This is a genomic window from Algoriphagus chordae, assembly GCF_003254055.1.
In the GTDB taxonomy this organism is placed as follows: Bacteria; Bacteroidota; Bacteroidia; order Cytophagales; family Cyclobacteriaceae; genus Algoriphagus; species Algoriphagus chordae.
On sequence record NZ_QKZT01000011.1, the window covers coordinates 138,395 to 161,978 of the forward strand.

The following is a 23,584-nucleotide window of genomic DNA, read 5'->3' on the forward strand; positions in this document are numbered from 1 at the left end:
ATGGGATTTTCTTTCTAAGATGAATACTATGCGATAGGTGGCATCTGAGCCCATTTTTAATGGCATGGAAGTGGAAAGCTTTTCTGAAAGAATCCTGATAGAACTATAGATCTGGGAAAAGCAATCATTTGAGTTGCATTCCTTTTTCGGTTCTAGATAGTATCAACACACACATACACACAGCAGTAATTACTATTTGAAACCATTTGAGTTATGTGGAAAAACTATCTAAAAATCGCCTTTCGTAATTTGGCCAAAAACAAATTACACACGAGTATTAACCTAATCGGTTTGACCTTAGGATTGGGAGTCAGTATTCTGATTTTCTTTTTTGTCCAGTTCGAGTTAAGCTTTGATAACTTTCATCAAGATAGCGAGCAGATTTTTCGTCTAGAACGACATCAGATCGAAGATGGGGAAGCCCAAACATCTTTTTCTACTCCGATAATAGCCGCACCAACCTTCGAAAATGAGTTTTCTCAAGTCGCCCATACTACTCGAATCATTGGTGGTTCGGCTCAGGCCTACCTAGATGAAGAGACTACACAAACTCAGCAGTTCCGAATAGTAGGCCCTGATTTCTTGGAGATTTTCAATTTCAAGTTGCTTCAGGGTACCAAAGACCAAGTGTTACAAGACAAGTTTGCTGTGGTGATTACAGAGGAAGTTGCCAAGAAATACTTTGGTGATGCCAATCCTGTCGGAAAATCTATCCGGATGAAGATGGGGGAGAACTATGAGGAATATCAGGTGTCAGGACTCTTGGAGGACCTTCCCGCCAATTCCAGTATACAGTTTGAAATGCTGATGAATGATCAAAACCTGGACTTTAATATTGCGGAGGAAGGTCAAAATAATTGGTTTCAAGTTTATGGCGACACTTATGTCAAATTGAATGATCCCTCCGAAAAGGCTACAATTGAAGCTGGAGTGGAAAATTTGATGAAAAAGGTGCTAGGAGAAGAATATACCGAGGGATCTTACTTGTTTACGCTTCAGCCAATCGCTGAGATGCACATTACAGATAAGACCAATACGGGAATGATAGAGTCTACCCGGCCTACCTTACTCTGGATTCTGGCTGGCATCGCCTTCTTGATACTGCTGATAGCTTGTATCAATTTTACAACCATGGCCATCGGTCGATCTACTACTAGAGCCAAAGAAGTGGGCGTAAGAAAAACCATGGGTGCAGACTTTGGCCAATTGGTATTTCAGTTTCTGACTGAGGCATTTTTAACTACCATCTCAGCCTTGGTTTTGGGATTACTTTTGGCAGAGCTACTTGTTCCTACCTTCAATAGCCTTTTTGAGAAGGAATTGACTTTGATTTATGGACCAGTTCAAATCCTAATGTTATTTGGATTAGTACTTTTGATTACAACTATGGCAGGTGCATACCCAGCCTTTTTCATGTCTAGTCTGAGACCAATCAAAGTCTTGAAAGGCAATCTTTCGATACGATTTGGCAAGCAAGCACTACGAAAAGGCTTGGTAGCTTTTCAGTTTTTTATCTCTTTCCTTCTGATAGCCTCCACCTTGATTATGGTCAATCAAATGAAAGCAGTTCGAAGCTTTGATTTGGGTTTTGATCAGGAAATGGTGGTAATCGTGGATGTACCGGATGTGCCCAGCACTAGCTTTGTCAAATCCATCACTGAGAGTTTTCAACAAGCTGAATTATATAGACAGGCTTTGCTTGCACGTTCTGAGGTGCAATCCGCTGGTATCAGCATTGCTACTTATGGGGATGATGCTTTTTGGGATGCAGGGTTTCCTACAGACGGGGATGTGCAATTCAATTTCCGGGTGAATTTCGTAGGTGGAGATTATATCAAAGCTATGGGGTTGGAGATGGCAGAGGGCAGAGATTTCAATCCGGACCCAGGATCAGATAGCAGTGCTTTTGTAATTAATGAGACCTTTGCCAAGGCGATGAAATGGGATGATCCTCTGGGGGAAATGATGCCAAACACTCGCTTCAATCCTCACCAAATAATAGGTGTGGTCAAAGATTTTCATCACAATTCCTTGTACAAAGAAATCGAGCCAGTAGTATTGGCAAAAAGTCCTGAAACCTTCTTCAGTGGGATTAATATGCTGATGATCAATTCGGCTACCAACCCCAAAGTGCTGGTAAAGGGCAATGGAAATGACTTTGAGGCTTTTAGAAATTTGCTTGAAAGCGAGTGGGAAAGGGTTTTTCCTTTGGAAGCCTTTAGCTTCAGTTTCATGGATGAGACGGTCGAAAATCAATACAAGGCGGATGAGCGCTTAGGAAAGATGGTATTTATGGCCGCAGGAATTGCGATTCTGATTGCTGCGATGGGCCTATTTGCGATGGCAGCTTTGAGCATCGCTGGCCGGACGAAAGAGATTGGGATACGCAAGGTTTTGGGAGCTTCCAGCTTCAGTATATCCTGGATGTTTAATAGAGAGTTTCTGATGATAACAGTCATCGGCGTTCTGGTTGGCTTACCCTTAAGTTTATATCTAATGCAAACTTGGATCGCACAGTTTGCTATAAAATCCTGGCCATCCTGGCTGAATTTCGCGATTTTAGGTTTGGCTGGAATAGCATTCACCTTACTGATTGTCACTGCTCAGGCTTATCGTGCTACGCAGATGAATCCGGTGAAAACCCTGAAGGATGAATGATGATGGGTGTAGGATGCCGGATGGCCGATGTAGCGTCATAGCGCGGAGGAGGAACGACGACAAAGCAATCTCTAGTTGATTTACAGAGATTGCTTCAGGGCAAAATTATCAGAGAATAGATTGATATATAGGTGCCCTTTGCAATGACGATATGATTTATTACAAGTAAAAATAATATTCCAATCCGCCACGGCGGACAAGTTTTTTCAATCTTATAAAAAAATGCTGAAAAACTACTTCAAAATCGCCTGGAGGAACCTCCGAAGAAATAAGCTTAGAACGAGCATTCATATACTTGGCTTGTCAATAGGCATAGCAATCTGCTTTTTGATATTCAATGTGGTGACACATTCCTATAGTTTTGACCAGTTTCATCCTGATAAGGAAAGAGTTTTTCGCATCAACACGCTGACAGATTGGGGTGATGGAGGAAGCTTTCCTAATTCTGGGACACCAGGACCCTTAGGTGAAGTAATCAAAGACGAGATTGCTGGGATCGAAGAGAAAGGCAAGCTCTATACTTTATATGACGCTTTAGTGGCATTGCCAAATACAGACAAGGTGTTTGGACGGTCTGATGATGTGACTTTTGCAGACCCTGGATTCTTTAAGATATTTCCAAGAGAATGGCTCGCCGGAAATCCTGAAACAGCCTTGGTTCAACCAGAATCTGTAGTGATCACCGAAGAAAGTCTGCATAAGTACTTTCCTGGTTCTGATGCATCAGATGTGCTTGGGCAGGAATTGATGTTTGTGGATTCGGATTCTATCTATGCCAAAGTCACGGGAGTAATAGCCAATTATACCGAAAACACAGACTTCGTGTTCACAGACTTTATTTCTTACAGCACAATCAGGACACCAGATCAAATAGAATGGTATGGTTTGCATGATTGGGGATCGGTAAATTCCAGTAGTCAGCTTTTTGTGAAACTTGCGCAGGGGGTAAGCCCTGAATCATTGGATGAAGCATTCATTCCCCTCATCGCTAAAAACATGGAAGCAGGAGATGATGGTGATTATAGTACGAGTTTCTTCACTGAGCCTCTCGCAGAGTTGCATTTTGGGCAAAATTACTCCAATGACAACGTTTCGAAAGTATTCTTAAAAGGCTTGATTTCCATAGGACTTATCATACTCGTATTGGCAGCATTGAATTTTGTTAATCTGGAAACAGCTCAAGCAATTAGTCGATCTAAAGAGGTAGGAATAAGAAAGACTATTGGCGGCACTCGACTTCAGCTGATTACTCAGTTCTTGGCTGAAACATTTTTGATCGTTCTATTCAGCACCATACTTGCCTTAGCACTTGTAGAAGGTATCAGAATGCTGTTTGCAAGCTATCTGCCAAACGATTTCAGCATAGATTATTTCTCCATGTACAATGTCCTTTTCTATGTAGGGTTCCCTGTTTTGATCTCCATGATTACTGGTATTTATCCTGCACTGATTCTTTCAAACTATGATCCTCAGCGGGCATTGAAAGGCGATATGGTCAGAAGCGGGAAGTTCTCTTTGGGTGTTTTTCTGAGAAAGAATCTCACCGTCATTCAATTGTCATCTTCCATTGCATTTATCATTCTGGTCTTGGTACTAAACTATCAACTCAAATATGTGACTAGCCAGCCTTTGGGTTTTGAGAAGGAAGCGGTGATGTATGCGCCGATGCCATTTATGTCAGATCCGGACAAAATGCTTCAACTTCAGGAACGTTTCAATCAGGAGTCTATGGTACAAAGTGCGAGTCTGAGCGGAAGTCTGGTATCGTCCACCAGCCTTTGGACTTCGGATGTCAAAATACCTATGGACACGACCGAAAAAGAGATGTATATACAGGTGATGAATGTGGATTCAGCATTTGTAAAGGTGAATGGTATCCCGCTGCTGGCAGGTACTGATGCGATAGATAGAGCTGATGAGATTCTGGTTAATGAGCAGTTTGTGAAGGAAGCCGGTTTCGCCACGCTAGAGGCAGCGGTAGGGTCAGAGCTGACTTACAGTGAGGAGCAGGTGAGGATTATTGGTGTGGTTGCAGATTTCCATTCCAGAACGTTACGGGAGAAAATCCGTCCATTACTGTTTACCTATAACCCTGCATATTTCCAGTCGATCAATGTGAAGTTGAGTTCTGATCAAAATCTGGCTGCAGCAAAGGAGCGATTGGAGCAAATTTATCTGACTATTTATCCTTATGAAACTGCCTCTTTCAATTTCTTGGATACACAGATTGACAGATTCTATCAAGAAGATGTGAAGATCAAAAACGTGCTGGGTTTTGCCTGTGCATTGGCAATTTTGATTTCCTGTTTGGGATTATTTGGACTGTCCAGTTTTACAATTGCCCAGCGTACCAAAGAGATTAGTATCCGAAAAGTGTTGGGAGCGACGCTGCAACAGATACTTTTCCTAATCTCTAGAGAGTATATGATTTTGGTGGGAATTTCCTTCCTAATCGCAGTTTTCCCCGCATATTACTTCCTCAATGACTGGCTAAATGGCTTCAATACCCGAGTGGAAATGCCTTACTTGATATTTGTAGCAGCAGGTTTGGGAGTGATGACGATATGTTTATTGATCGTCGGTGTTCATTCTTATGTCGCTTCGCAAACTAACCCTGCCAAAGTGCTGAAGAGTGAATGATACGATTTCGGATTGCAGTTTAAAATCCTCCTTACCCCCTTAAGAAGGGGAAATTGCCTCAATAATGCATCAAAGATTAAGAGGGAACTTGATCATTAAGAAATTTAATCTTGAGTTTCAGTTAATGAGACTCCCTCTTTTCAAAAGAGGGATGGGGGATTTACTTAAAAAAGCTTCTATCTACACCGTACTTATCCTCCCATTTATTTGAAATCACATACTAAATCATACTTTTAGCACATCATCTTTTCCGAAAAAATCAATAAATAACCCTAGAAGTAAATAAAATTTTTAATTAAGTTTTTTTATCCCAAAATTGACATGAAACGTTAAATTGCAAACTAGTTTTAAGAATTGAATGCATCAAACGCTTTAAATAACCTCCCATGTCCAAATCAAATTCTGTTTTTTTTCTAGCCCTTTTTGCTTTTGCAATGGGCTTATCCTCATGCAGTTCGCAGAAAGGCAATTCTAGTAAAGGCTTTGTTTCCCTTTTCAATGGGGAAAACCTTGATGGCTGGGTAGGCAATAAGACTTCCTATACCGCCGAAGATGGTATGATCGTCATTGATCCCAAAGGAACGGGTGGAGGTAATCTCTTTACTGAGAAGGAATATGGGGATTTCATTCTTCGATTTGAATTTCAACTCACATCTGGCGCCAACAATGGTCTTGGCATACATGCTCCATTAGAAGGAGATGCTGCCTATGTGGGTAAGGAACTTCAGATTTTGGATAATACCGCCGATAAATTCGCCGATTTGCAAGAGTATCAGTACCATGGTTCAGTATATGGCGTGATTCCTGCAAAGCGTGGTTACCTGAAGCCTGTAGGAGACTGGAATAGCCAGGAAGTGATCGTGAATCATCCACATATCAAAATCATCTTGAATGGAGAAACCATTGTAGATGGGGATTACCTAGAAGCGAGCAAAAACGGCACATTAGATCATAAGGAGCACCCAGGATTGCAGCGTAGTTCGGGCCATATCGGTTTTTTGGGTCACGGTGATGTAGTTCGTTTTAAGAATATCAGTATCAAAGAATTATAAAATAACTCAGAAATAAATTTACAGCAACATGAGTAAAAAAATAGAAAATATTGACCGTAGAGACTTTGTCAAAAAGTCCGGTTTAGGGATTTTGGGAGCTGCTTTGGCACCTTCTCTATTGGCTAGGTTAAATGCCGGCGAGCGCCTAAGAACAGCACATATCGGTCTTGGAAGTATGGGGATGGCAGATTTGGCTGCGATTTCATCTCATGCATTGGTAGATGTCACAGTCCTATGTGATGTGGATAGTGCGAATTTGGCGAAAGCCAAAGCATTGCATCCAAATGCAAAAACATACAGTGATTACCGTATTTTGCTTAAAGAAATGGGCGATCAAATCGATGCTGTAATCGTATCTACACCAGATCATACCCATGCGCCAGCATCGATGATGGCTATGGAAATGAACAAGCCAGTTTATTGCCAGAAGCCCTTGACACATCACGTGTCTGAAGCTAGAGCTATGAATGAGCTAGCTGCCAAAAAGAATTTGGTGACTCAGATGGGTATCCAGGTTCATTCGTTTTATGATTACAAATTGGCAACTCTATTGATTCAGTCTGGGATCATTGGTAAGGTACATACAGTACGTGCTTGGTCTCCAAAAGACTGGGGTTATGATGGGCCTGAGCCAGAAGGATCTGATCCGGTACCGGCAAGTCTGGACTGGAATCTATGGCAAGGAACTGCTCCAGAGCGTCCATACAAGGAAGGTTTTTATCACCCAGGCAATTGGAGAAAAGTAATGGATTACGGTTGCGGTACGCTAGGTGATATGGGGGTGCATATTTTTGATACTCCTTACAATGCACTGGAACTTGATGTGCCTCGTACGATCATCAACGAATGTCGTGAGCCTACTGGATTTGGCTTCCCTGCACATAATGTAGTGACTTATGAATTCCCAGGCACAAAGCACACAGCCGACTCGTTGAAGTGGGTATGGTATGATGGAATCGGAGCTCCTGCAGCACATGATGATTTGGTTCTTCCAAATGGAGACCAATTACCAGATCAAGGTGCCATGTTTATGGGCGAAAAAGGCAGATTATTGTTGCCACACTTCCAGCAATTACCACGCAAAATCGTGGATGGTAAATATGTTGAGATGGACATCGAATCGTTCAACTTGGGTAAGCCAGTGAAGGATTATGCAGCTGAAAGTAATAAGCATTACCACCAGTTTGTTGATGCTTGTTTAGGCAAAGATGAATGTAGTGCACCATTTTCTTATGCGTCTAGATTGACTGAGACTATTTTGCTTGGTGTGATCGCAGGTAGATTCCCTAACGAGACACTACACTGGGATAGCAAAAAAGCGAAGTTTGCTGAGAAGAAGGCTAATGAGTTCTTGGACGGAAAGTATCGTAAATTCTAGGATCTAGATTTAAGTATCAAGAGTCTGATTATTGACCCTTGATAATTGATCATTGAGTTTGTGAAGTGAAACTTGGACATTGATTAGTGTCTTTGTTCGCTGGCGAACAAAAATGTTCGAGATAGTAAATAGGAAATGCCTGTAAAAATGCCTCTGGAGTTAATTCAGGGGCATTTTTTTATGGCATAAAAGTGGAAAAGAATGAATAGAATTTAAAATGTAGAATTGAAAATTTGGATCAGGCACAGTTTTCAGTCACAGTCGCAGATGGTATTTGGGAATATCATAAAATGAGTTTTTAAAAATGATTTTCAAGGATAAACCACAATAACCAATCTTTCAATCGCAATAGTATGTGGAAAAACTATCTTAAAATATCCTTTCGAAATTTGCGGAAACGCAAGTTATATACTGGTATCAACCTTATTGGGTTGACGGTAGCTATTGTAAGTTTTTTGGCAATCTGCCTGTATATACAGCATGAGTGGAGCTACGATAAAATGTATGCAGACTACGATAGGATTTATAAATTCAATCAGGAATTCGTTTCACAAGGTGAAAGTCAATTAGTAGCCTCAACACCTTCTAGCTTGATCCCTACGCTGATAGAGGAGGTACCTGATGTTGAAACCGGAACCTTGATTTTTGACATTAGCATTTTTTCCTCTGTGCTAATAGATGCAGGTGAGGGGAATCAGGAGGAGCAATCCTTTGCTTACGCAGATGAAAACTATTTCAAAGTCTTTAATTTTGAGCTTTTGTCGGGAAATCCAGCCCAAGTTTTGGCGGAACCAAATCAAATAGTGCTGACTAAGAGTACTGCGGAACGCTATTTCGGAAATGCTGGATCTGCTACTGGCAAAATACTGAAGGTAGAAGGGACGGATTTTACCGTATCTGGGGTGATGGAAGATTTTCCGAGCAATAGCCACATGGAGTTTGACTTTTTGGCCTCCTTTAAATCCCACCGACATGGAAAAGAACCTGAGTGGTCTCCAAGTAATTATTATACCTATGTGAAGCTTAAGCAAGGAACGGATGTGGCAGCTTTTGAGTCAAAAGTAGAGCAAATCAAGGAAAAATACCTTGGCAAAGATTTGGCTGAGTATGGCTACAAAACCTCATTTCATCTTCAGCCTGTTAGTAATATTCACTTAGGCGATCAGTCTCTAAGCAGTATAAAGCCAGGCACGGATATCCGCTACTTGTATATTTTTGGTATAGTGGCCTTGCTGCTGATCGCAATAGGTATTATCAATTATGTGAATCTGGCAACTGCAGAAGCTACCGAACGCAATAAGGAAGTTGGGCTTCGCAAAGCAATGGGTGCCGGACGTGGGCAGTTGTTTGGACAGTTTGTCTCTGAATCCATGTTGCTCACCTTTGCAGCGACGGTCTTTAGTGTGCTATGTCTGTATTTGATTTTACCCAAATTCTCAGATATAGGCGGGGTGCCTCTGATTACTAATTCTTTGATGAATCCTGTTGGAATCGGCTTTATGGTCGGGTTGATCTTGATCGTTGGCTTACTAGCGGGGATGTATCCTTCTTTGATTTTGTCAGGTATGGAGCCGATCAAAGCCTTGGCAAATAAAACAAAAATGGGTGGAGGGGCATGGGTGCGAAAGTCCTTAGTGGTTTTCCAGTTTTTTGTGTCCATCGGTCTATTGATAGCTACTTTTGTTGTGAAAAGCCAATTGGATCATATGCAGAATGTGAGCTTGGGATACGATAGAGAGCAGGTAGTAGCATTGACCTATCACTACAACATGCGAAATGTGGCTGAGACTATGAAGTCTGAAATGCTAAGATCTGGAGCTGCTAACTCTATAGCACTGGCAGGAGATATGCCAGTACATATTCAGGCAGGATATACCATCTTTCCAGGAGGAGATAATCAGCGGGAATTTATGATTACGGGATACTCCACGGATAAGGATATTGTAAAAACACTTAACCTAGCAATTCTTGCTGGGACTGATTTCAATGAAAATGACATTTCTAGATCAGAAACACGAGAAAATGAAACCTTACTGCCAATCATTCTCAATGAATCAGCCATTAAAGAAATGGGCTGGGAACCTGAGGAAGCAATAGGGAAAACCGTGAACTTTGGCTTCTCAGATGCAAGAATCAAAGCGGTAGTAGGTGATTTCTATTTCAACTCCATGCATGAAAAAATTGGTCCGTTGGGGATATTTATTGATCCAGGAAATGCCAATGTTCTTTTGGTGAAAATACCCGAAGGAAATCCTAGTGCCAATCTGACTTCTTTGGAAGAGGTCTGGAAAAAATTTGTACCTGAGCGTCCCTTTAATTATCGATTTGTAGATCAGGAATATGCACAACTTTATCGCTCGGAAGAACGAGTTGGAGTAGTATTTACCTTATTTTCGGGCATAGCAGTATTCATCGCATGCATGGGGCTATTTGGCTTAGTGTCTTACGTGGCACTTCGTCGAACTCGGGAGATCAGCATTAGAAAAGTGCTTGGTGCTACCCAAAAAGACGTAGTCTCAGTGCTGGCCTCGGATTTCTTCAAGTTACTCTTGGTAGCCTCAATCCTGGCGATAGGATTTGGACTTTGGTTTGCTGATACCTGGCTACAATCTTTTGCCAATAAAGTAGCTTTCTCACCTATGCCTTATATTATGGCGATTTTGCTCGTCTTATTGCTAGCAGGATTGACAATAGGATATAGAAGTTGGAAAGTGTATAGAGTGAATCCCGCAAAGACCTTAAAGAGTGAATAGAATTTAAAATTTATAATGAAAAATTAGAAATGGATAGTTTTCCAATATTTCAATTTTACAATCTTCCAATACATTAATGATACAACTTAAAGACCTAGATAAATACATAGAATCAAGATTTCAACGTGTGTTTATACTTAAAGGAATAGATCTTACGATTAACGAAGGTGAATTTATTACTCTCATGGGGCCAAGTGGCGCAGGGAAATCCACGCTGTTGAATATCCTTGGTTTGCTGGATGAGGACTATGATGGGGAGTATCTTTTCGGTGATAGAAATATCAAATCCATGAAGGACCGGGAGCGTGCGGCGCTTCACAAAAGCGAATTTGGTTACATCTTTCAAGCGTATCATTTGATCGACGAATTGACTGTCTACGAAAATATAGAAACGCCTCTTTTGTATCGAAAAGTATCTTCCAATGAGCGTAAAAGTATTATTGCGGATCTCCTTGATCGATTTAATATGGTGGCAAAAAAGGATCTATTTCCAGCACAACTTTCTGGAGGTCAGCAACAGCTAGTCGGTATCGCTAGGGCAGTGGCTGGTAAACCACGCGTGTTGCTTGCCGATGAACCTACGGGGAATTTACATTCTGGACAGGCCAAAGAAATTATGGAAGTATTTCAGGAATTGCATCGTGAAGGAACTACCATTATTCAGGCTACCCATGCACGTGAAAATGCAGATTACGGCACACGATTGATTGATATGCTGGATGGTAAAATAGAAAAAGATGAAGCAATTATCCATGTATAAAAAGTATATAACACTAGGAGTAGCAATCCTAATAGCTGGGACTATTCAAGCACAGGATACGCTGAGAATTAACTTCCGACAAGCGGTGGATTTGGCACTGGCAGCAAATGTAGCCTACCAAACCCAAGCGAATAATATGGAAGTGCTAAAGGTACAAAAACAATCAGCTCTCCTTTCACATCTGCCAAACGCTAATGTCAGTAGCTCATTTTCCCAGCAATCTGGACAGCAATTTCAGCAGATAGAGGGGGAGATAGTCGTGACCAACGTGACCAATGAGGTGGTCAATGCTGGACTGAATATGAGTATGCCCATCTTCAATTCAGGTAGAAGAATTCTCGATACGCAGTCTGCTAAACTGGCGTATGAAGCTGGAGGAAAAGGCTTAGATAGAGCTTCTCAGCAGGTGATGTTTGATGTAGCTCGGCGATATCTTCAGGTATTGTTGGATGATGAATTGGTAAGGATTTCTAAGGAGAATCTGCAGAATCAGCAGGAGCTATTACGCCAAATCGAGGGTTTCTTAGAGGCAGGTCTGAGAACTATGTCGGATAAGTACAATCAACAATCCGAGGTAGCGAGACTAGAATCCGTCTTGGTGGATGCTGAATTGCAATACCAGAATGATGTTTGGGACCTTTCAGAATATTTGCAGTTGGAAGCAGGCGTGATCCCTGTTTTGGAGTCTGTTGACCCGAGGACAGGTGACTTGAGGTATGAAGGAATGAGTATGCCGGAATTGTATGATATAGCGCAGGCAAACCGTGCAGATGGTACGCAGCAGGAGCTTTTGGTAACTTCTTTCAAAAAGGATATGCAGGCGATCAAAGCGATGTACTATCCACGACTTGGTGCATTTTATAATTATAACACCTTCTTTACTTCCTTGGATGATAGAAATCTACAGGATCAGCTTCTTAAGGTTTATCCTCAAAACACCCTTGGAATAAGCCTAACGATACCGATTTTCAATAATTTCCAAACAAGACTAGACGTCAGTAGAAGTCGAGTGGCGTATAAAAACCAGATTTTGCAGAAGGAATCGGTGAATAGAAAAATTTACCAAGATGTGAAACTGGCTTATCTGAATTATATGGCTGCTGTGAAAAAAGAGGGGAATACCGGTATTCAGGTATTGGCAGCTACAGAAGCTCAAAATGCAATCAGCGAACGATTTAGATTAGGCGTTTCCAATTTTGTGGACTTGGCAACTGCCAACCAACAATTGGTGAGTGCTCAAGCAGATCAAGCTCAGGCTGTATACACCTTGTTCTTCCAAGAAGTCTTGATGCAGCATGCCTTGGGTACGCTGGAGGTCTTGGAGTAGGATTTTCTTTTAACCACATAGCCACATAGATTTCATAGTAAATGCTCAGATTTCCTGCAGCTATGTTTTCTATGTTTCTATGTGGTTTTTATTTTTCAGTTCCCTTAAGAGATTACTTTTGAAAAACAGTATGTTACTTTTCTTATAAGGCTATTCTCTATCAAGTATCTCATAGTGGTTATTGATGAATGTCTTCTGACCATGATGAAAAATATTTACAACGTTGAAATTTATAAGTACTCCTTTCGGTACTTTTAATAAATTGAGATAGTTAATGATCTGTGCATGGTGAATTGGAAGGACTTCAGATACAGATTTTATTTCTACTACTATCTGTTCTTCTACCAAAAAGTCGCATCTAAGTTGGGTGTCTAAAAAGTGACCTTTGTACTCGATAGGGATCACTAATTCATTTGTGAATTTTAAGTCTTTGTTTCCTAATTCTATTGCAAGGCATTTATGATAGATGCTTTCTAAAAGACCCGGACCCAAATGTTTATGGACCTCTATTGCTGCCCCAATGATTTGGTATGAGAGGTTGTCAATTGTTTTTTGGGTTAATCTCATCTTTTTACTAAAAGATAGGAATTTTCTAAAAGATATTTAGCTGCATCAAACTGCTGGTAAGTTGGGGGGAGTTATAATTCCTTTATTATGAGTTGGAATTGTACCATTCGAGTAATTCTTCCTTCCCTCATCAGTTATTAAAAAAACAAAAAAAGCAGGCTCTAGAGCCTGCTTTTGGGTTGTGGTGGTTAAAGCAACTTGGTGGTTTTTAGCTGTTAAAGCATCGCGAAGAACATGTCCAAATCTGGGATCAACACGATTTTTGTTCTTCTGTTGATTGCCATGTTTTCAGGAGTATCATTATCCACAAGTGGCATATAGCTAGCTCTACCCGCAGCGATCATTTTCTCAGGAGCTACATTATATTGCTCTTGAAGCTTTCTTACAATACTAGTTGCTCTTTTCACAGATAGATCCCAGTTGTCCTGAACTACTCCAGTGGAAATTGTTCTAGGATCGGTATGTCCTTCTATCATTACTTGTAAGCTTGGTTCGGCATTGATCACCTCAGCCAATTTCTGTAGTAAAGGATCAGCTTTTGAATTGATTCTATAGCTACCAGTATTAAAAAGCAATTTGTCAGACACAGAGATCATTACTACTGTCTGATCAATGCTAATATTGACATCATCTTCCTCGCCATCAACCGTGGTTTCGGTGATGTTTTTCTTCAAATTATATTCAACTGCCAAGTTCACAGAATCTTCTAGCGTTTGTGCTTGAGCTAGTTTATCCTGATCTACATTGGCTAGAGTTTGCTTCATTTTCTCTTTGGAGTTTTTAGACATGACAGTCGCTCCTTCTAGGCTAAGCATCCCATCATTTTGCATAGTCAGGGCATCATTGGTGTCTCGTAGAGAGTTGATCCTTGAGTTGTACTCCGCTACTCTATTTTCGATGATTTGCATCTTCTCTTCTAGCTCAGCTTTTTCTTGCTCGGTGCTTGCTAGTTCAGATTGAGTTCTAAACAGGTTGCCTTCCAGTTCAGTGTATTTTTTCTTAGAAACACAAGACACCATTATCGTGGCGCTCAAAAGTCCTGTTATTACAAGTGATTTTTTCATAGTTGATTTCTTTGTATTTCCATCAGCTATTTCAAAGCTATTGCCAGAACTGAGAATTGCTCACAAATTTGCTGAAGTCATCTCGTAAACTTCGATTGGAGTCCATAGGCTAGGTTTTAGCAAAAAAAAGAAGCCCCAAACAAATTTTGGGGCTTCTTCAAATAACTGTGGAAACTCTACACAAGTTGAACATTTCCATACTCACGAATCATGGCAATTATTCCATTTGCCGGTTCAAAACTTTGAATTCATTCATCACTCGATAAGCTGCCCTAGTGATATCAGATTGGAAATTTGGTGAATCGTAATCAAAATTAGCTGCCGTATATCCCTGCCAAATCGTGTTTCCACGCTTGCTATCGATCACATAGATCACGAGCATTCCTTGTTTTTGATGATATCTCACATGATTATAAGTTTCGTCTTTTTCCTGCTCTTTGTCGATTTCTCCATCTTCTTTCACGGGTACATTATTTACCCGTTTCAGCCAATAATTAAATTCGGGCTGTACATATCCTCGATACTTTATGGAGTCCATAAAGACCTTATAACTTACCAATAAATCAGGTTTTTCTTCCTGCTCTCGAAAGCCTTGAGACCCAAGTCTTGCTCCGATTGTAGCGCTTAGCACTGGGGAAATCATGCTAGTGTCTGCCTCGGAAGGAACCACGAAAGCAAAGGTTTTGTACCGTTTGAAGGAAGCATGATAGTTGTAGTCATACTCTGCAATGAAATCTTTGGATGAATAGCATCCTACACAGATAAAAATTATCAGAGTAAAAAGGCTGTAAGAATTTTTCATGGTATTTGAAGTATAGGTAGTGAAACGTTTTCCCAGTTACGCACAAACGGTAAACTTGGATTTAACTAAACTTAACATACTATTGTTTTGATTAATTATTTGGTATTCAACTTTATAGCCTAATAATTTACAATTATTTCGACATAAAAGCATCGTTGAGTAAAAATTCATTTCTCTTTTGTATACTAGTACTAGTGAAAAAGCAAGAATAGTCGCCCAATGGACAATTTTTACAATTTAATCAGGGAAGCAAAATCATGTCGTTTATGTGAGTCTCACCTTCCCTTAGGTCCCAATCCTGTTTTTTCTATACATCCGCAAAGTAAAATTCTACTTATAGGGCAGGCACCAGGCACGAAAGTGCACAAAACAGGAATTCCGTGGAATGACCCAAGTGGAGATGAATTGAGGCGCTGGCTAGATGTAGATAAAGCACAATTTTATGATCCGAAATTATTTGGGATAATGCCGATGGGTTTTTGCTATCCTGGCAGGGGGAAAGGTGGAGATCTGCCTCCAAGGCCTGAATGTGCACCGACTTGGCACCAGGAAATGCGAGATCATATGCCAGAAGTGAAGCTTACTATTCTCATTGGGCAATATGCCTTGAAATACTATTTGGGTAAGGACAAAAAGAAAACGCTGACTGAAACTGTAAAGAATTACGAGACCTATTTGCCAGAATTTTTACCTTTGGTTCATCCCTCTCCCCGCAATCTGATGTGGAGGAGAAGAAACCCTTGGTTTGAGGAAGAAGTGGTGCCGAGCCTTCGTGAGCGAGTTCATGATTTGATTAAGTAAATTGGAAACTGCTCAAACTTCAAAAGTTGTTAACTCTCTGCCTAAAATTTTTACACTTTATTTTATTGCATACTATTGTGCTAGAAATATGCTTTTAGCTGCGCTGAACATGAGATTAATTGGGGAATGTTTTTTTATAAAAACTTTAAATAAATGAGCGAAAAGCATCATTTATTGATTGAGAGGATTGGCTCTGGTGATCAAATAGCTTTTAAGGAGTTATATGATGCATTTAGCGCACGAGTATACAATACGCTCTTGAGTTATACTCAAAATGAAGAGGATGCGGAGGAATTGCTGCAGGATGTATTTGTGAAAGTGTTTCACGAATCAGCTAAATTTAGACAGGACTCATCTGTCAGCACATGGATATATAGAATTGCGGTCAATCGTGCCTTGGATTTTAAGCGTAGTCAGCAAGCCACTAAGCGAAAAGGTTTCTTTTATTCCCTCTACAAAAAAGATTCAGGAGATATTCAATACGATCAAACGGATTTTGTACATCCCGGAGTAAAGTTAGAAAACCAAGAAGATGCAAAGGCTCTTTTTCGAGTCATTGAGACATTGCCAGAAAATCAAAAAACTGCTTTCATCCTTACTCAGATAGAAGACCTCAACCAGACGGAAGCTGCAGAAATCATGCAACTGTCTCGTAAAGCAGTAGAGTCTCTAGTGAGGCGGGCGAAAGAAAATTTGAAAAAAACTTTAATTCATTTGTATCCTGAGCGAGGGGAAAAGCAAATAAAAACGTCATAAGATTATGGAGCATTGGACAGATAAGGCTGTGGATAGTGTAAAGGGGATGCAACGGGCAAGTCCACCTGAGGATGCATTTAGCAAAATTCAAGGTAGAATTTCTGCTACAGAGTTGAGGGCAGTGCCTGAGAAGAGGCCTAGCATGATGGCTATTGCAGCAGCGATAGCTTTGCTTATTAGTTGTAATCTTTATGTGGTAGTGGATTATTTCAGTAGCAATAATACACAGGCCGAAATGGAGCTTCAATACGAAGGATTGTTATCAGATTTTAATCTTTATTCTGAATGAAAAACCTATTGACAGTTAAAGTGAGTTTCGCAATACTGGTTCTCCTGAACCTGGTCTTGATTTTTTTGCTGGTAGTGAAACCTGCTGGGCCTCCCATGAGAGGGCAAAACAACGATTTGGTGGATATGATCTCAACTAAGCTGAAGCTTGATGAATCCCAGAAGTCTAGCTATGAAGCATTAGCCAAAGTTCATAGTGAGGAAATGATGAAACTGGACCATCGCCAAATGGAAGCCACCAACACCTATTTTCAGTTGCTTAAATCAGATCAACTTGATGAGCAGGAAAAATCAGTAGCCTTAGAGAAAATTAAGCAAATCCAGGGAGAGAAGATTCGCATTACCTTCGATCATTTTGAGGAATTGAAATTAATCTGTCATGCAGATCAGCTTTCTGATTTTAATGAGGTTGTCGACGAACTAATCCCAGCAATTCTGGGTGGAAGAAAAAATAACTCGCCACCTCCGAGGGATAAATAAAATGATCGCGTCTAATTAGTAAAAGACAATTACTATGAAGACAATCAGATTTAGCCTTTTAATGATTTTTGGGATATGCACTTGGATGGCTTGCGGCAGTACAAGTGAAGAAAATGTCCCAGGTAATCTTGTTACCGAATTGCCGGCAGCATTTTCCGATTTTGATGATGAGAATACTACCATCTACTTGGATGGGCAGGAGATCGTCATTGAATCTAATGGCATGCCCAATCACAAATCACCTTACTGGTCAAGTACCCACGAGCGCTCTATCGTCGGTCCGAATGGGGAAGGAACGATGGTAACAGAAGCAGCAGAAGTGGATCATCCATTGTTTGTGGAGCCAACAGTGACCTCATACGACCAGATGGCTCCAGGAAATATTGATAATTTCAACGGATCATATACCCTAAGAATCCCTGCTGCCCCCACAAAAGCTTCATCTACATCTTCTACTGGCTTGGGTCCAATTGGCATAGCCGTCAGTGGAGCGATGATTTATAATGATGAAGAAGGACCAAATATCCCACTTGACGGAGCGGTGTCCTCTTTGGATTTCAACGGCGCACATACTGGTCCTCAGAGTTATCATTACCACCTGGAGCCTAAGTCTTTTTCAGATGATGATGACAATCTGATCGGGGTAATCTCAGATGGCTTTTTATTGTATGGTAGAAAATGCGCTTCCTCTGATACTTATCCTGTAGATCTTGATGCATCAGGCGGGCATACCAGTGCTACCAAGCATTCTACTGAGGAGCTTTATCACTACCACACTCAGAATGAACTGTATCTAAACAAGTATTACATTTTGTTTCCAGGCAATTATCAAGGAAGTTCTAATGCCATCTATTAAGTTGCTTTTTACCCTGCTTGCCCTATTGCTGTTATCTGAAAATAGCTCTGTGCCCACTGCTTTACAGGATGATCAAGTTCAGGCCAGTATTTCCATCGCTGAAGAGGTAATCGTGGATCAACTCGTACTTCATCCCGATGAGGGCAAGCTCTATTACCAAGACTCGCCATTTACAGGTTATAGTATGGACTATTATGCAACTGGACAATTATCCGAAAAGTCTAGCTATGTGGCTGGCAAACGTGAAGGAATAAGTCAAAAATGGTTTGAAAATGGTCTACTGAGCTACGAAGCAGAGTATGTTTCAAACAAGTTGCATGGAACTGTCAAATCCTGGTGGGAAAATGGTCAGCAGAGATCTGAGTCCAACTATGTAGCTGGAAGAGTGGAGGGAGAGCAGATGCAATGGTACAGTAGTGGGAATCCCTTCAAGCGGATCAATTTAATAGATGGAAAAGAAGAGGGACTGCAGCAGGCGTGGAGAGAAAATGGAAAGCTTTACGCCAATTATGAAGCGAAAAACGGAAGGATTTTTGGCCTTAAACGAGCTAATCTTTGCTATGAACTTAACGATGAAAGTATTGAATATGCGAATTAGGATGATGCTCTTTTGCTCACTGCTACTGCTGATTGCTTGTGAATCTCCAAAGCAGGAGATAAGTAGTCGCGTAAACGAACTTCCGTATTACTCAGAAGCTTCTTTTACACCGCAGTGGTTTGATTCTAAGCTAGCTGTTCCTGCTGATTTTCATTCGATTCCAGCTTTTAGTCTTGTCAATCAAAATGGAAAAGAAATCACACAAGATACCTACAAGAATAAAATTCAGATAGTAAGTTTTTTCTTTACTACTTGCCCAGGGATCTGCCCCAAGATGGCGAGTAATATGTATTTGATTCAGGAAGAGTTTTCTGATGATTCAGAAGTAAGGCTGATTTCTTTCTCTGTCACACCTGACTACGATACCGAATCAGTCTTACGGGAATATGCCGATTCAAAAGGAGTGAAGGATGGGAAATGGGATCTGCTGACAGGAGATCGATCACAGATATACAGTCTTGGGCGAAATGCCTATTTCATTGAGGAGGATTTGGGCTTGGCAAAATCGGAAGATGATTTCATCCATACGGAGAATATTGTCCTGATCGATAAGGAGCAACATATTCGTGGGATATACAATGGTTTAAATAAGACTTCCATTGCTCAGTTGGTGGCCGATGTCAAGACTCTAGAGTCAAGTTGAAGAATTAGTTAAAAAACTTTAATTAGTTGCAGAGGTAAGTTTGATTTAGTTTTTTATATATGATTTTGAGAATCATGCAATTGACAATTGATTTTGCCACTATAAAATTTTTCTTATGCAACTTAATTTACCTCAACTAGCAGTCAGTACTATACTGCTAAGCCTTTTTTCCTGTGGAGAAAAAGCAGAAAACACTATTGAACCAAAGGCCTTTTCTCTGGAAATCATCGACTCTGTTCAGGTGGATTACCTTGGTGAAATGATGTTGTTGGATTACGATGCTAAAGCTGAAAAATACCTATTGGCTACGGATGCTTACTATGAATATCTGGAAGTAAATGAAGACGGTAAAATCCTCAATCAAAACAAATTCAGTGAAGATGGAATCGACGCAGTGGGCCAGGCATTGGGCTTAGGCTATTTCAATGGAGATGTCACCGTATTCAATCCACCAAAGGGTTACTATATATTTCGGGATTCTACCAAAGTTGCTGAGATAAGTATTTCCTATCCCTTTCAGGTTTTTATGATGTATCCGAAACTGGGAGTATTTGAATCTGGGGATAAAATCTATTACCCTAAACCTTGGCCTGAGACCTTGGCTATTAAAATGGAAGAGGGTGAGTTCTATCAGGAATTGTATAGACTGCCTATAATAGAGTCCCAAGATAAAATTTCAGGCGACACACTTGGAGCACTTAGTTTACCAGAATCTTCTGATTTATTAGGCGATCAGGTTCACGGATTCCCGATTCCAGTCTATACTTTGGATGAAGATAACCTGATGCTTAGCATGTGGTTTGAACCAAGATTCTATGTGTACAATAAAGTTGGGGATCAATTTATGTTTGAAAAGACTGTAGATGTGAACATCCCCGATTGGGTACCCTATACTCCGGTGGCTTTGGATAAGGCCGAACAATTTTTTGAAGTAAACAGGAAAAAGCGGGCCGGAATACTGACCAATATTTTAGTGTCAGGTGATTATTATATCGCTGTTTATAACAAAGGTCTTTCTGAAGAAGAAATGACCAAACTAGGCCCACCAACAGATGGGGGATTGGCTATACGAAAAAAGAACCCCAATTATGCAGCAATTTTCGATAAGGATTTTAATCAATTGGCTACAAATGTTCCTTTTCCAATAGCAAGCAATTATCCCAATGTGGTGAATAATTCGGGAGAATTAATTGTCTCTAAAGTAGCGGGTTTATCCGAAACGGAAGACGATGGGATTGTCCTTTATAAGCTGAAATTGAAATTCGACTAGTAATTATCGTTTCTCTAGGGAAAGATATTTCTTACATTCACTTTTAGCTTAATAACATATGTTTTCCCTCTGATTCTCAAATGAAGATTTCCCTCAGCCAGATCACCAGTCTTTGTTTATTATTTGCTGTTTTTTCCTGTGGAAGAAATTCTGAAAAAGTTGCCCATCCAGATAATTTCTCCTTTGAATTAGTTGACTCTATCCAAGTAGATTTTCTAGGTGAAATGAAGCTCATAGACTATGATGCCAAAGAGGATAAGTATCTGCTGACAACTGACTTTACTGAAAAATATTTGGAAATAGATAGCGAAGGCAATATCCTCAGGGAAAAGGATTTCACCACTGATGCAAAGGATGCGGTAGGTTTTGTTTTGGGATCTGGATACTTGGAGGGAGAGGTCATTATCCTATCCGAGACCAAGGGTTTTTTGCTGTATCAAGATGGCAATAGAATTGGAGAGATTACGGTGCCTTACAAATTCGTCCCGTACATGATTTATCCAAAGCTTGGGGCTTTTAAGTATGGGAATAGACTTTATTACCCTAAACCAATGCCTGAAAGCCTGTATTCGTTGGGTCAGGAAGGCGGTAAATTTTATTCAGAAATGTATCATAGACCCTTCATTGAAGGGCAAGATTTGACTTCTGGCGATACCCTTAGTGCATTGAGTCTTCCGCAGACTTCCGATATTTTGGATGGACAAATGCACGGCATGCTCTTTCCTGTGGTCAGTGATATGGAAAATCTGGTTTTGCTGGGAACTTGGGTAGAACCTAAGATATATGTGTATAAAAAGGTGAATGGAGATATTGTCTATGATAAAACTGTTCGCATAGCTATTCCTGACTGGGTTGCTTATACCCCTGCAGAACTAGAAGATCGAGAAGGTTTTTACACCCAAAACTATAAAAGGACAAACGGGGGCCTGGTAGATATTTTACAAGTGGAGGATTATTATGTCGCCATCTACAATAAGGGAATTGAGGAAAATAGAATGCCGGAGCCAGATGAAGATCGAGATAAGTACAATTTGGCAATCAAGATGAAAAATCCATTTTATGCTGCGATTTTCGACCAGGATTTTAAGCAATTAGCAGTCAATATTCCATTTCCAGCGACCAGCGCTGCGCCAAGAGTTGTGAATAGGAAGGGTGAAATAGTAGTATCAAAAGATGCTTCATTATCCGAAACTGAGGACGATTGGATCATTTTGTACAAGGTGAAATTGCAAGTCGAGTAGTGTGAGGCTTTCCAGGTCTCGCTCGATTATAAAATTACATTAACCAAAGGTGGATCAGTGAAGCTTAGTGTTTCGCTATTATCAGGAAAAGTCAAGGAAGAAACTTTCGATATCTCGACGATAGTAGATTAAATCATAGACAATCATTCGATGGTCTTAATAAATAGTGAAGCTCATCAGTAAATTAATAATTAGTAACAACCCAATATTATGGTAAGTAGTTTTTTTCAAAAGTCCTGTTTCATAGTCCTCTTTAGTATTCTGGGATATCAGTTTTGTCAGGCACAATCGACTGATAAGTCTTTGTATTTCAAAAAACCAGCAGTCAACCATCTGGAATCGTTGCCGATAGGTAATGGATATTTCTGACGGATTGGCTTCTGAGATTTTCCATATCTGCAAAGCTTCAGGAGTTGGAGCGACTATTTACGAAGATAAGTTGCCAATTGATAAGCAGACTTTCGATACTGCTGTAGAGTTGAATCTAGATCCGATTACCTGTGTGATGAATGGGGGAGAAGATTACGAGTTGCTATTTACGATTGATCAGAAGGACTTTGAGAAACTAGAAAAGCATCCGGATATCCACTTTATCGGTCATATCACGAAGTCTGAAGAAGGTAAATTCTTGGTTACAAAAAGTGGAACCGCAGTGCAGATTAAAGCTCAAGGCTGGAAACATTTTTGATGTGAATTTGTTTTGACCTAAATCTACCTTACATGAAGGTAGATTTTCAACTTTTATGTTTACCGATGTTCTGAATTAATTATTATTGTAAAGATAAACTTCAACTAAAATTAGGATTTTTGGTTTTTTTTAAAAATTAAAAAATATTTTAGTTATAACCTTAATTTCAATTTCTTTATGAAGACTCGCGTATTAACCAAAGCGGTTTGTTTAGCAGCAGTATTATTTTTGAATATTGGGCCTAGCTTTGATTTCAATGAAAATCAAATTATTCCTCTAATCAGTTTAGATCAAATTGTGCGGAATCAGGCTTTTGCTGAAAGAATGCCTCCAAGTTGCCCCATTCCTGAATTATCTTATTCACTTTACAACTCCACTGAAAAATATTGTGCAAATGAAAACGTTTGGGTTTCTTTTGAAGAGTGTGAGATGGATGAGATTTCATGCTGCCCAGGACTATCATTAGATCCAGAACCAAATTGTTATCGTCTAGAGTAGTCAATTATTTGGTAATAAAAATTGAATCAGATATTTAACCTAATAAATCAGAGGCTGTCCCTCATTTTGAGGCAGCCTCTCTTCTTTTTATGAAAAATTTATATTTTGTATTATTCTCAATTTTTATTCTTTCTTGTTCTGAAAACGAATTTAAGAATTCAAATCAAGTAATAGAGGTTAATGTTTCAAGTAAGTTGAAATTAGAGTTCACAGATATATTTGAATCTGTTGAAATTATACCTTTGGAAACAACTGATGATGTGTTAATTAGTGGTATTACCAAAACACTGATCGTTAAGGATCTGATCTTTGTCCTTAATAAAAGTGCAACGAATACGATCTTTTGTTTTGATAAATCCGGAAAATTAATTTTTAACCCGCATTATGCATTAGAATAATTGAATGGAGGGCTTATGTTTTGAATTTGGGCAAATATCCCATCCATCCAAGGCCTCTTTTTAGCA

21 protein-coding genes and 1 pseudogene are annotated in these 23,584 nt (G+C 40.0%); 19 read left to right on the top strand and 3 right to left on the bottom strand.

Features of this window, described 5'->3' with window-relative positions; genetic code table 11:
- Window positions 1–213: 213 nt before the first annotated feature.
- From LV85_RS13425 to LV85_RS13455, 7 genes are all read left to right on the top strand, one after another.
- Window positions 214–2,658 (top strand): ABC transporter permease, encoded by a 2,445-nt coding sequence (locus tag LV85_RS13425; RefSeq protein WP_111320258.1) that lies wholly within the window; start codon window positions 214–216, stop codon window positions 2,656–2,658.
- 222 nt (window positions 2,659–2,880) lie between these two features.
- The gene (locus tag LV85_RS13430) at window positions 2,881–5,298 is read left to right on the top strand and encodes an ABC transporter permease (RefSeq protein WP_111320260.1); all 2,418 of its coding nucleotides are present in this window, start codon (window positions 2,881–2,883) and stop codon (window positions 5,296–5,298) included.
- A gap of 386 nt (window positions 5,299–5,684) precedes the next feature.
- Entirely contained in the window at window positions 5,685–6,350 is a 666-nt protein-coding gene (locus LV85_RS13435) for a 3-keto-disaccharide hydrolase (RefSeq protein WP_170125621.1), read from the top strand.
- A 28-nt stretch (window positions 6,351–6,378) separates the two neighbouring features.
- The gene (locus LV85_RS13440) at window positions 6,379–7,728 is read left to right on the top strand and encodes a Gfo/Idh/MocA family protein (protein ID WP_111320262.1); all 1,350 of its coding nucleotides are present in this window, start codon (window positions 6,379–6,381) and stop codon (window positions 7,726–7,728) included.
- 353 nt (window positions 7,729–8,081) lie between these two features.
- Complete coding sequence (locus tag LV85_RS13445) at window positions 8,082–10,481, top strand: ABC transporter permease (RefSeq protein ID WP_111320264.1); 2,400 nt, start codon at window positions 8,082–8,084, stop codon at window positions 10,479–10,481.
- 76 nt (window positions 10,482–10,557) lie between these two features.
- Entirely contained in the window at window positions 10,558–11,241 is a 684-nt protein-coding gene (locus LV85_RS13450) for an ABC transporter ATP-binding protein (RefSeq protein ID WP_111320266.1), read from the top strand.
- Window positions 11,219–12,568 carry a TolC family protein gene (locus LV85_RS13455; protein ID WP_111320268.1) on the top strand — a complete coding sequence of 450 codons (1,350 nt, stop codon included), beginning with the start codon at window positions 11,219–11,221 and terminating at the stop codon, window positions 12,566–12,568. Before LV85_RS13450 ends, LV85_RS13455 begins: the two co-directional genes overlap by 23 nt.
- A 150-nt stretch (window positions 12,569–12,718) precedes the next feature.
- Here LV85_RS13455 and LV85_RS13460 read toward each other — a convergent pair whose 3' ends face one another.
- From LV85_RS13460 to LV85_RS13470, 3 genes are all read right to left on the bottom strand, one after another.
- On the bottom strand, window positions 12,719–13,135 hold the full coding sequence (locus LV85_RS13460) for a GxxExxY protein (protein ID WP_111320270.1): 417 nt from the start codon (window positions 13,133–13,135) through the stop codon (window positions 12,719–12,721).
- Between the two features lie 215 nt (window positions 13,136–13,350).
- Window positions 13,351–14,199: an OmpA/MotB family protein gene (locus tag LV85_RS13465; RefSeq protein ID WP_111320272.1), complete on the bottom strand. Its 849-nt coding sequence runs from the start codon at window positions 14,197–14,199 to the stop codon at window positions 13,351–13,353.
- A gap of 217 nt (window positions 14,200–14,416) precedes the next feature.
- Window positions 14,417–15,001: a DUF4136 domain-containing protein gene (locus LV85_RS13470; protein ID WP_111320274.1), complete on the bottom strand. Its 585-nt coding sequence runs from the start codon at window positions 14,999–15,001 to the stop codon at window positions 14,417–14,419.
- A gap of 219 nt (window positions 15,002–15,220) precedes the next feature.
- On the opposite strand from LV85_RS13470, the gene LV85_RS13475 reads away from it, so the two are divergent.
- The 12 genes and pseudogenes from LV85_RS13475 to LV85_RS13530 all read left to right on the top strand — a co-directional run bounded on the left by LV85_RS13475 (window position 15,221) and on the right by LV85_RS13530 (window position 23,518).
- Complete coding sequence (locus LV85_RS13475; RefSeq protein ID WP_111320276.1) at window positions 15,221–15,802, top strand: uracil-DNA glycosylase family protein; 582 nt, start codon at window positions 15,221–15,223, stop codon at window positions 15,800–15,802.
- A 153-nt stretch (window positions 15,803–15,955) separates the two neighbouring features.
- Entirely contained in the window at window positions 15,956–16,558 is a 603-nt protein-coding gene (locus LV85_RS13480; RefSeq protein ID WP_111320278.1) for an RNA polymerase sigma factor, read from the top strand.
- Between the two features lie 4 nt (window positions 16,559–16,562).
- The gene (locus LV85_RS13485) at window positions 16,563–16,847 is read left to right on the top strand and encodes a hypothetical protein (RefSeq protein ID WP_146260475.1); all 285 of its coding nucleotides are present in this window, start codon (window positions 16,563–16,565) and stop codon (window positions 16,845–16,847) included.
- Entirely contained in the window at window positions 16,844–17,326 is a 483-nt protein-coding gene (locus LV85_RS13490; RefSeq protein ID WP_111320282.1) for a periplasmic heavy metal sensor, read from the top strand. Before LV85_RS13485 ends, LV85_RS13490 begins: the two co-directional genes overlap by 4 nt.
- A 34-nt stretch (window positions 17,327–17,360) precedes the next feature.
- Complete coding sequence (locus LV85_RS13495) at window positions 17,361–18,182, top strand: YHYH protein (protein WP_111320284.1); 822 nt, start codon at window positions 17,361–17,363, stop codon at window positions 18,180–18,182.
- Window positions 18,169–18,780, top strand: a complete 612-nt coding sequence (locus tag LV85_RS13500) for a toxin-antitoxin system YwqK family antitoxin (protein WP_111320286.1) — start codon at window positions 18,169–18,171, stop codon at window positions 18,778–18,780. Before LV85_RS13495 ends, LV85_RS13500 begins: the two co-directional genes overlap by 14 nt.
- Window positions 18,743–19,423, top strand: a complete 681-nt coding sequence (locus LV85_RS13505) for an SCO family protein (protein WP_245942308.1) — start codon at window positions 18,743–18,745, stop codon at window positions 19,421–19,423. The genes LV85_RS13500 and LV85_RS13505 overlap by 38 nt, the downstream gene beginning before the upstream one ends.
- A 115-nt stretch (window positions 19,424–19,538) precedes the next feature.
- The gene (locus LV85_RS13510) at window positions 19,539–20,693 is read left to right on the top strand and encodes a hypothetical protein (protein ID WP_111320290.1); all 1,155 of its coding nucleotides are present in this window, start codon (window positions 19,539–19,541) and stop codon (window positions 20,691–20,693) included.
- 80 nt (window positions 20,694–20,773) lie between these two features.
- Entirely contained in the window at window positions 20,774–21,934 is a 1,161-nt protein-coding gene (locus LV85_RS13515) for a hypothetical protein (protein WP_111320292.1), read from the top strand.
- Between the two features lie 352 nt (window positions 21,935–22,286).
- Window positions 22,287–22,622, top strand: a pseudogene (locus tag LV85_RS13520) (thiamine-phosphate kinase); the annotation flags it as partial.
- 177 nt (window positions 22,623–22,799) lie between these two features.
- Window positions 22,800–23,120: a hypothetical protein gene (locus LV85_RS13525; protein ID WP_111320294.1), complete on the top strand. Its 321-nt coding sequence runs from the start codon at window positions 22,800–22,802 to the stop codon at window positions 23,118–23,120.
- Window positions 23,121–23,209: 89 nt separating this feature from the next.
- On the top strand, window positions 23,210–23,518 hold the full coding sequence (locus LV85_RS13530; RefSeq protein ID WP_111320296.1) for a 6-bladed beta-propeller: 309 nt from the start codon (window positions 23,210–23,212) through the stop codon (window positions 23,516–23,518).
- The last annotated feature ends 66 nt before the right edge of the window (window positions 23,519–23,584 follow it).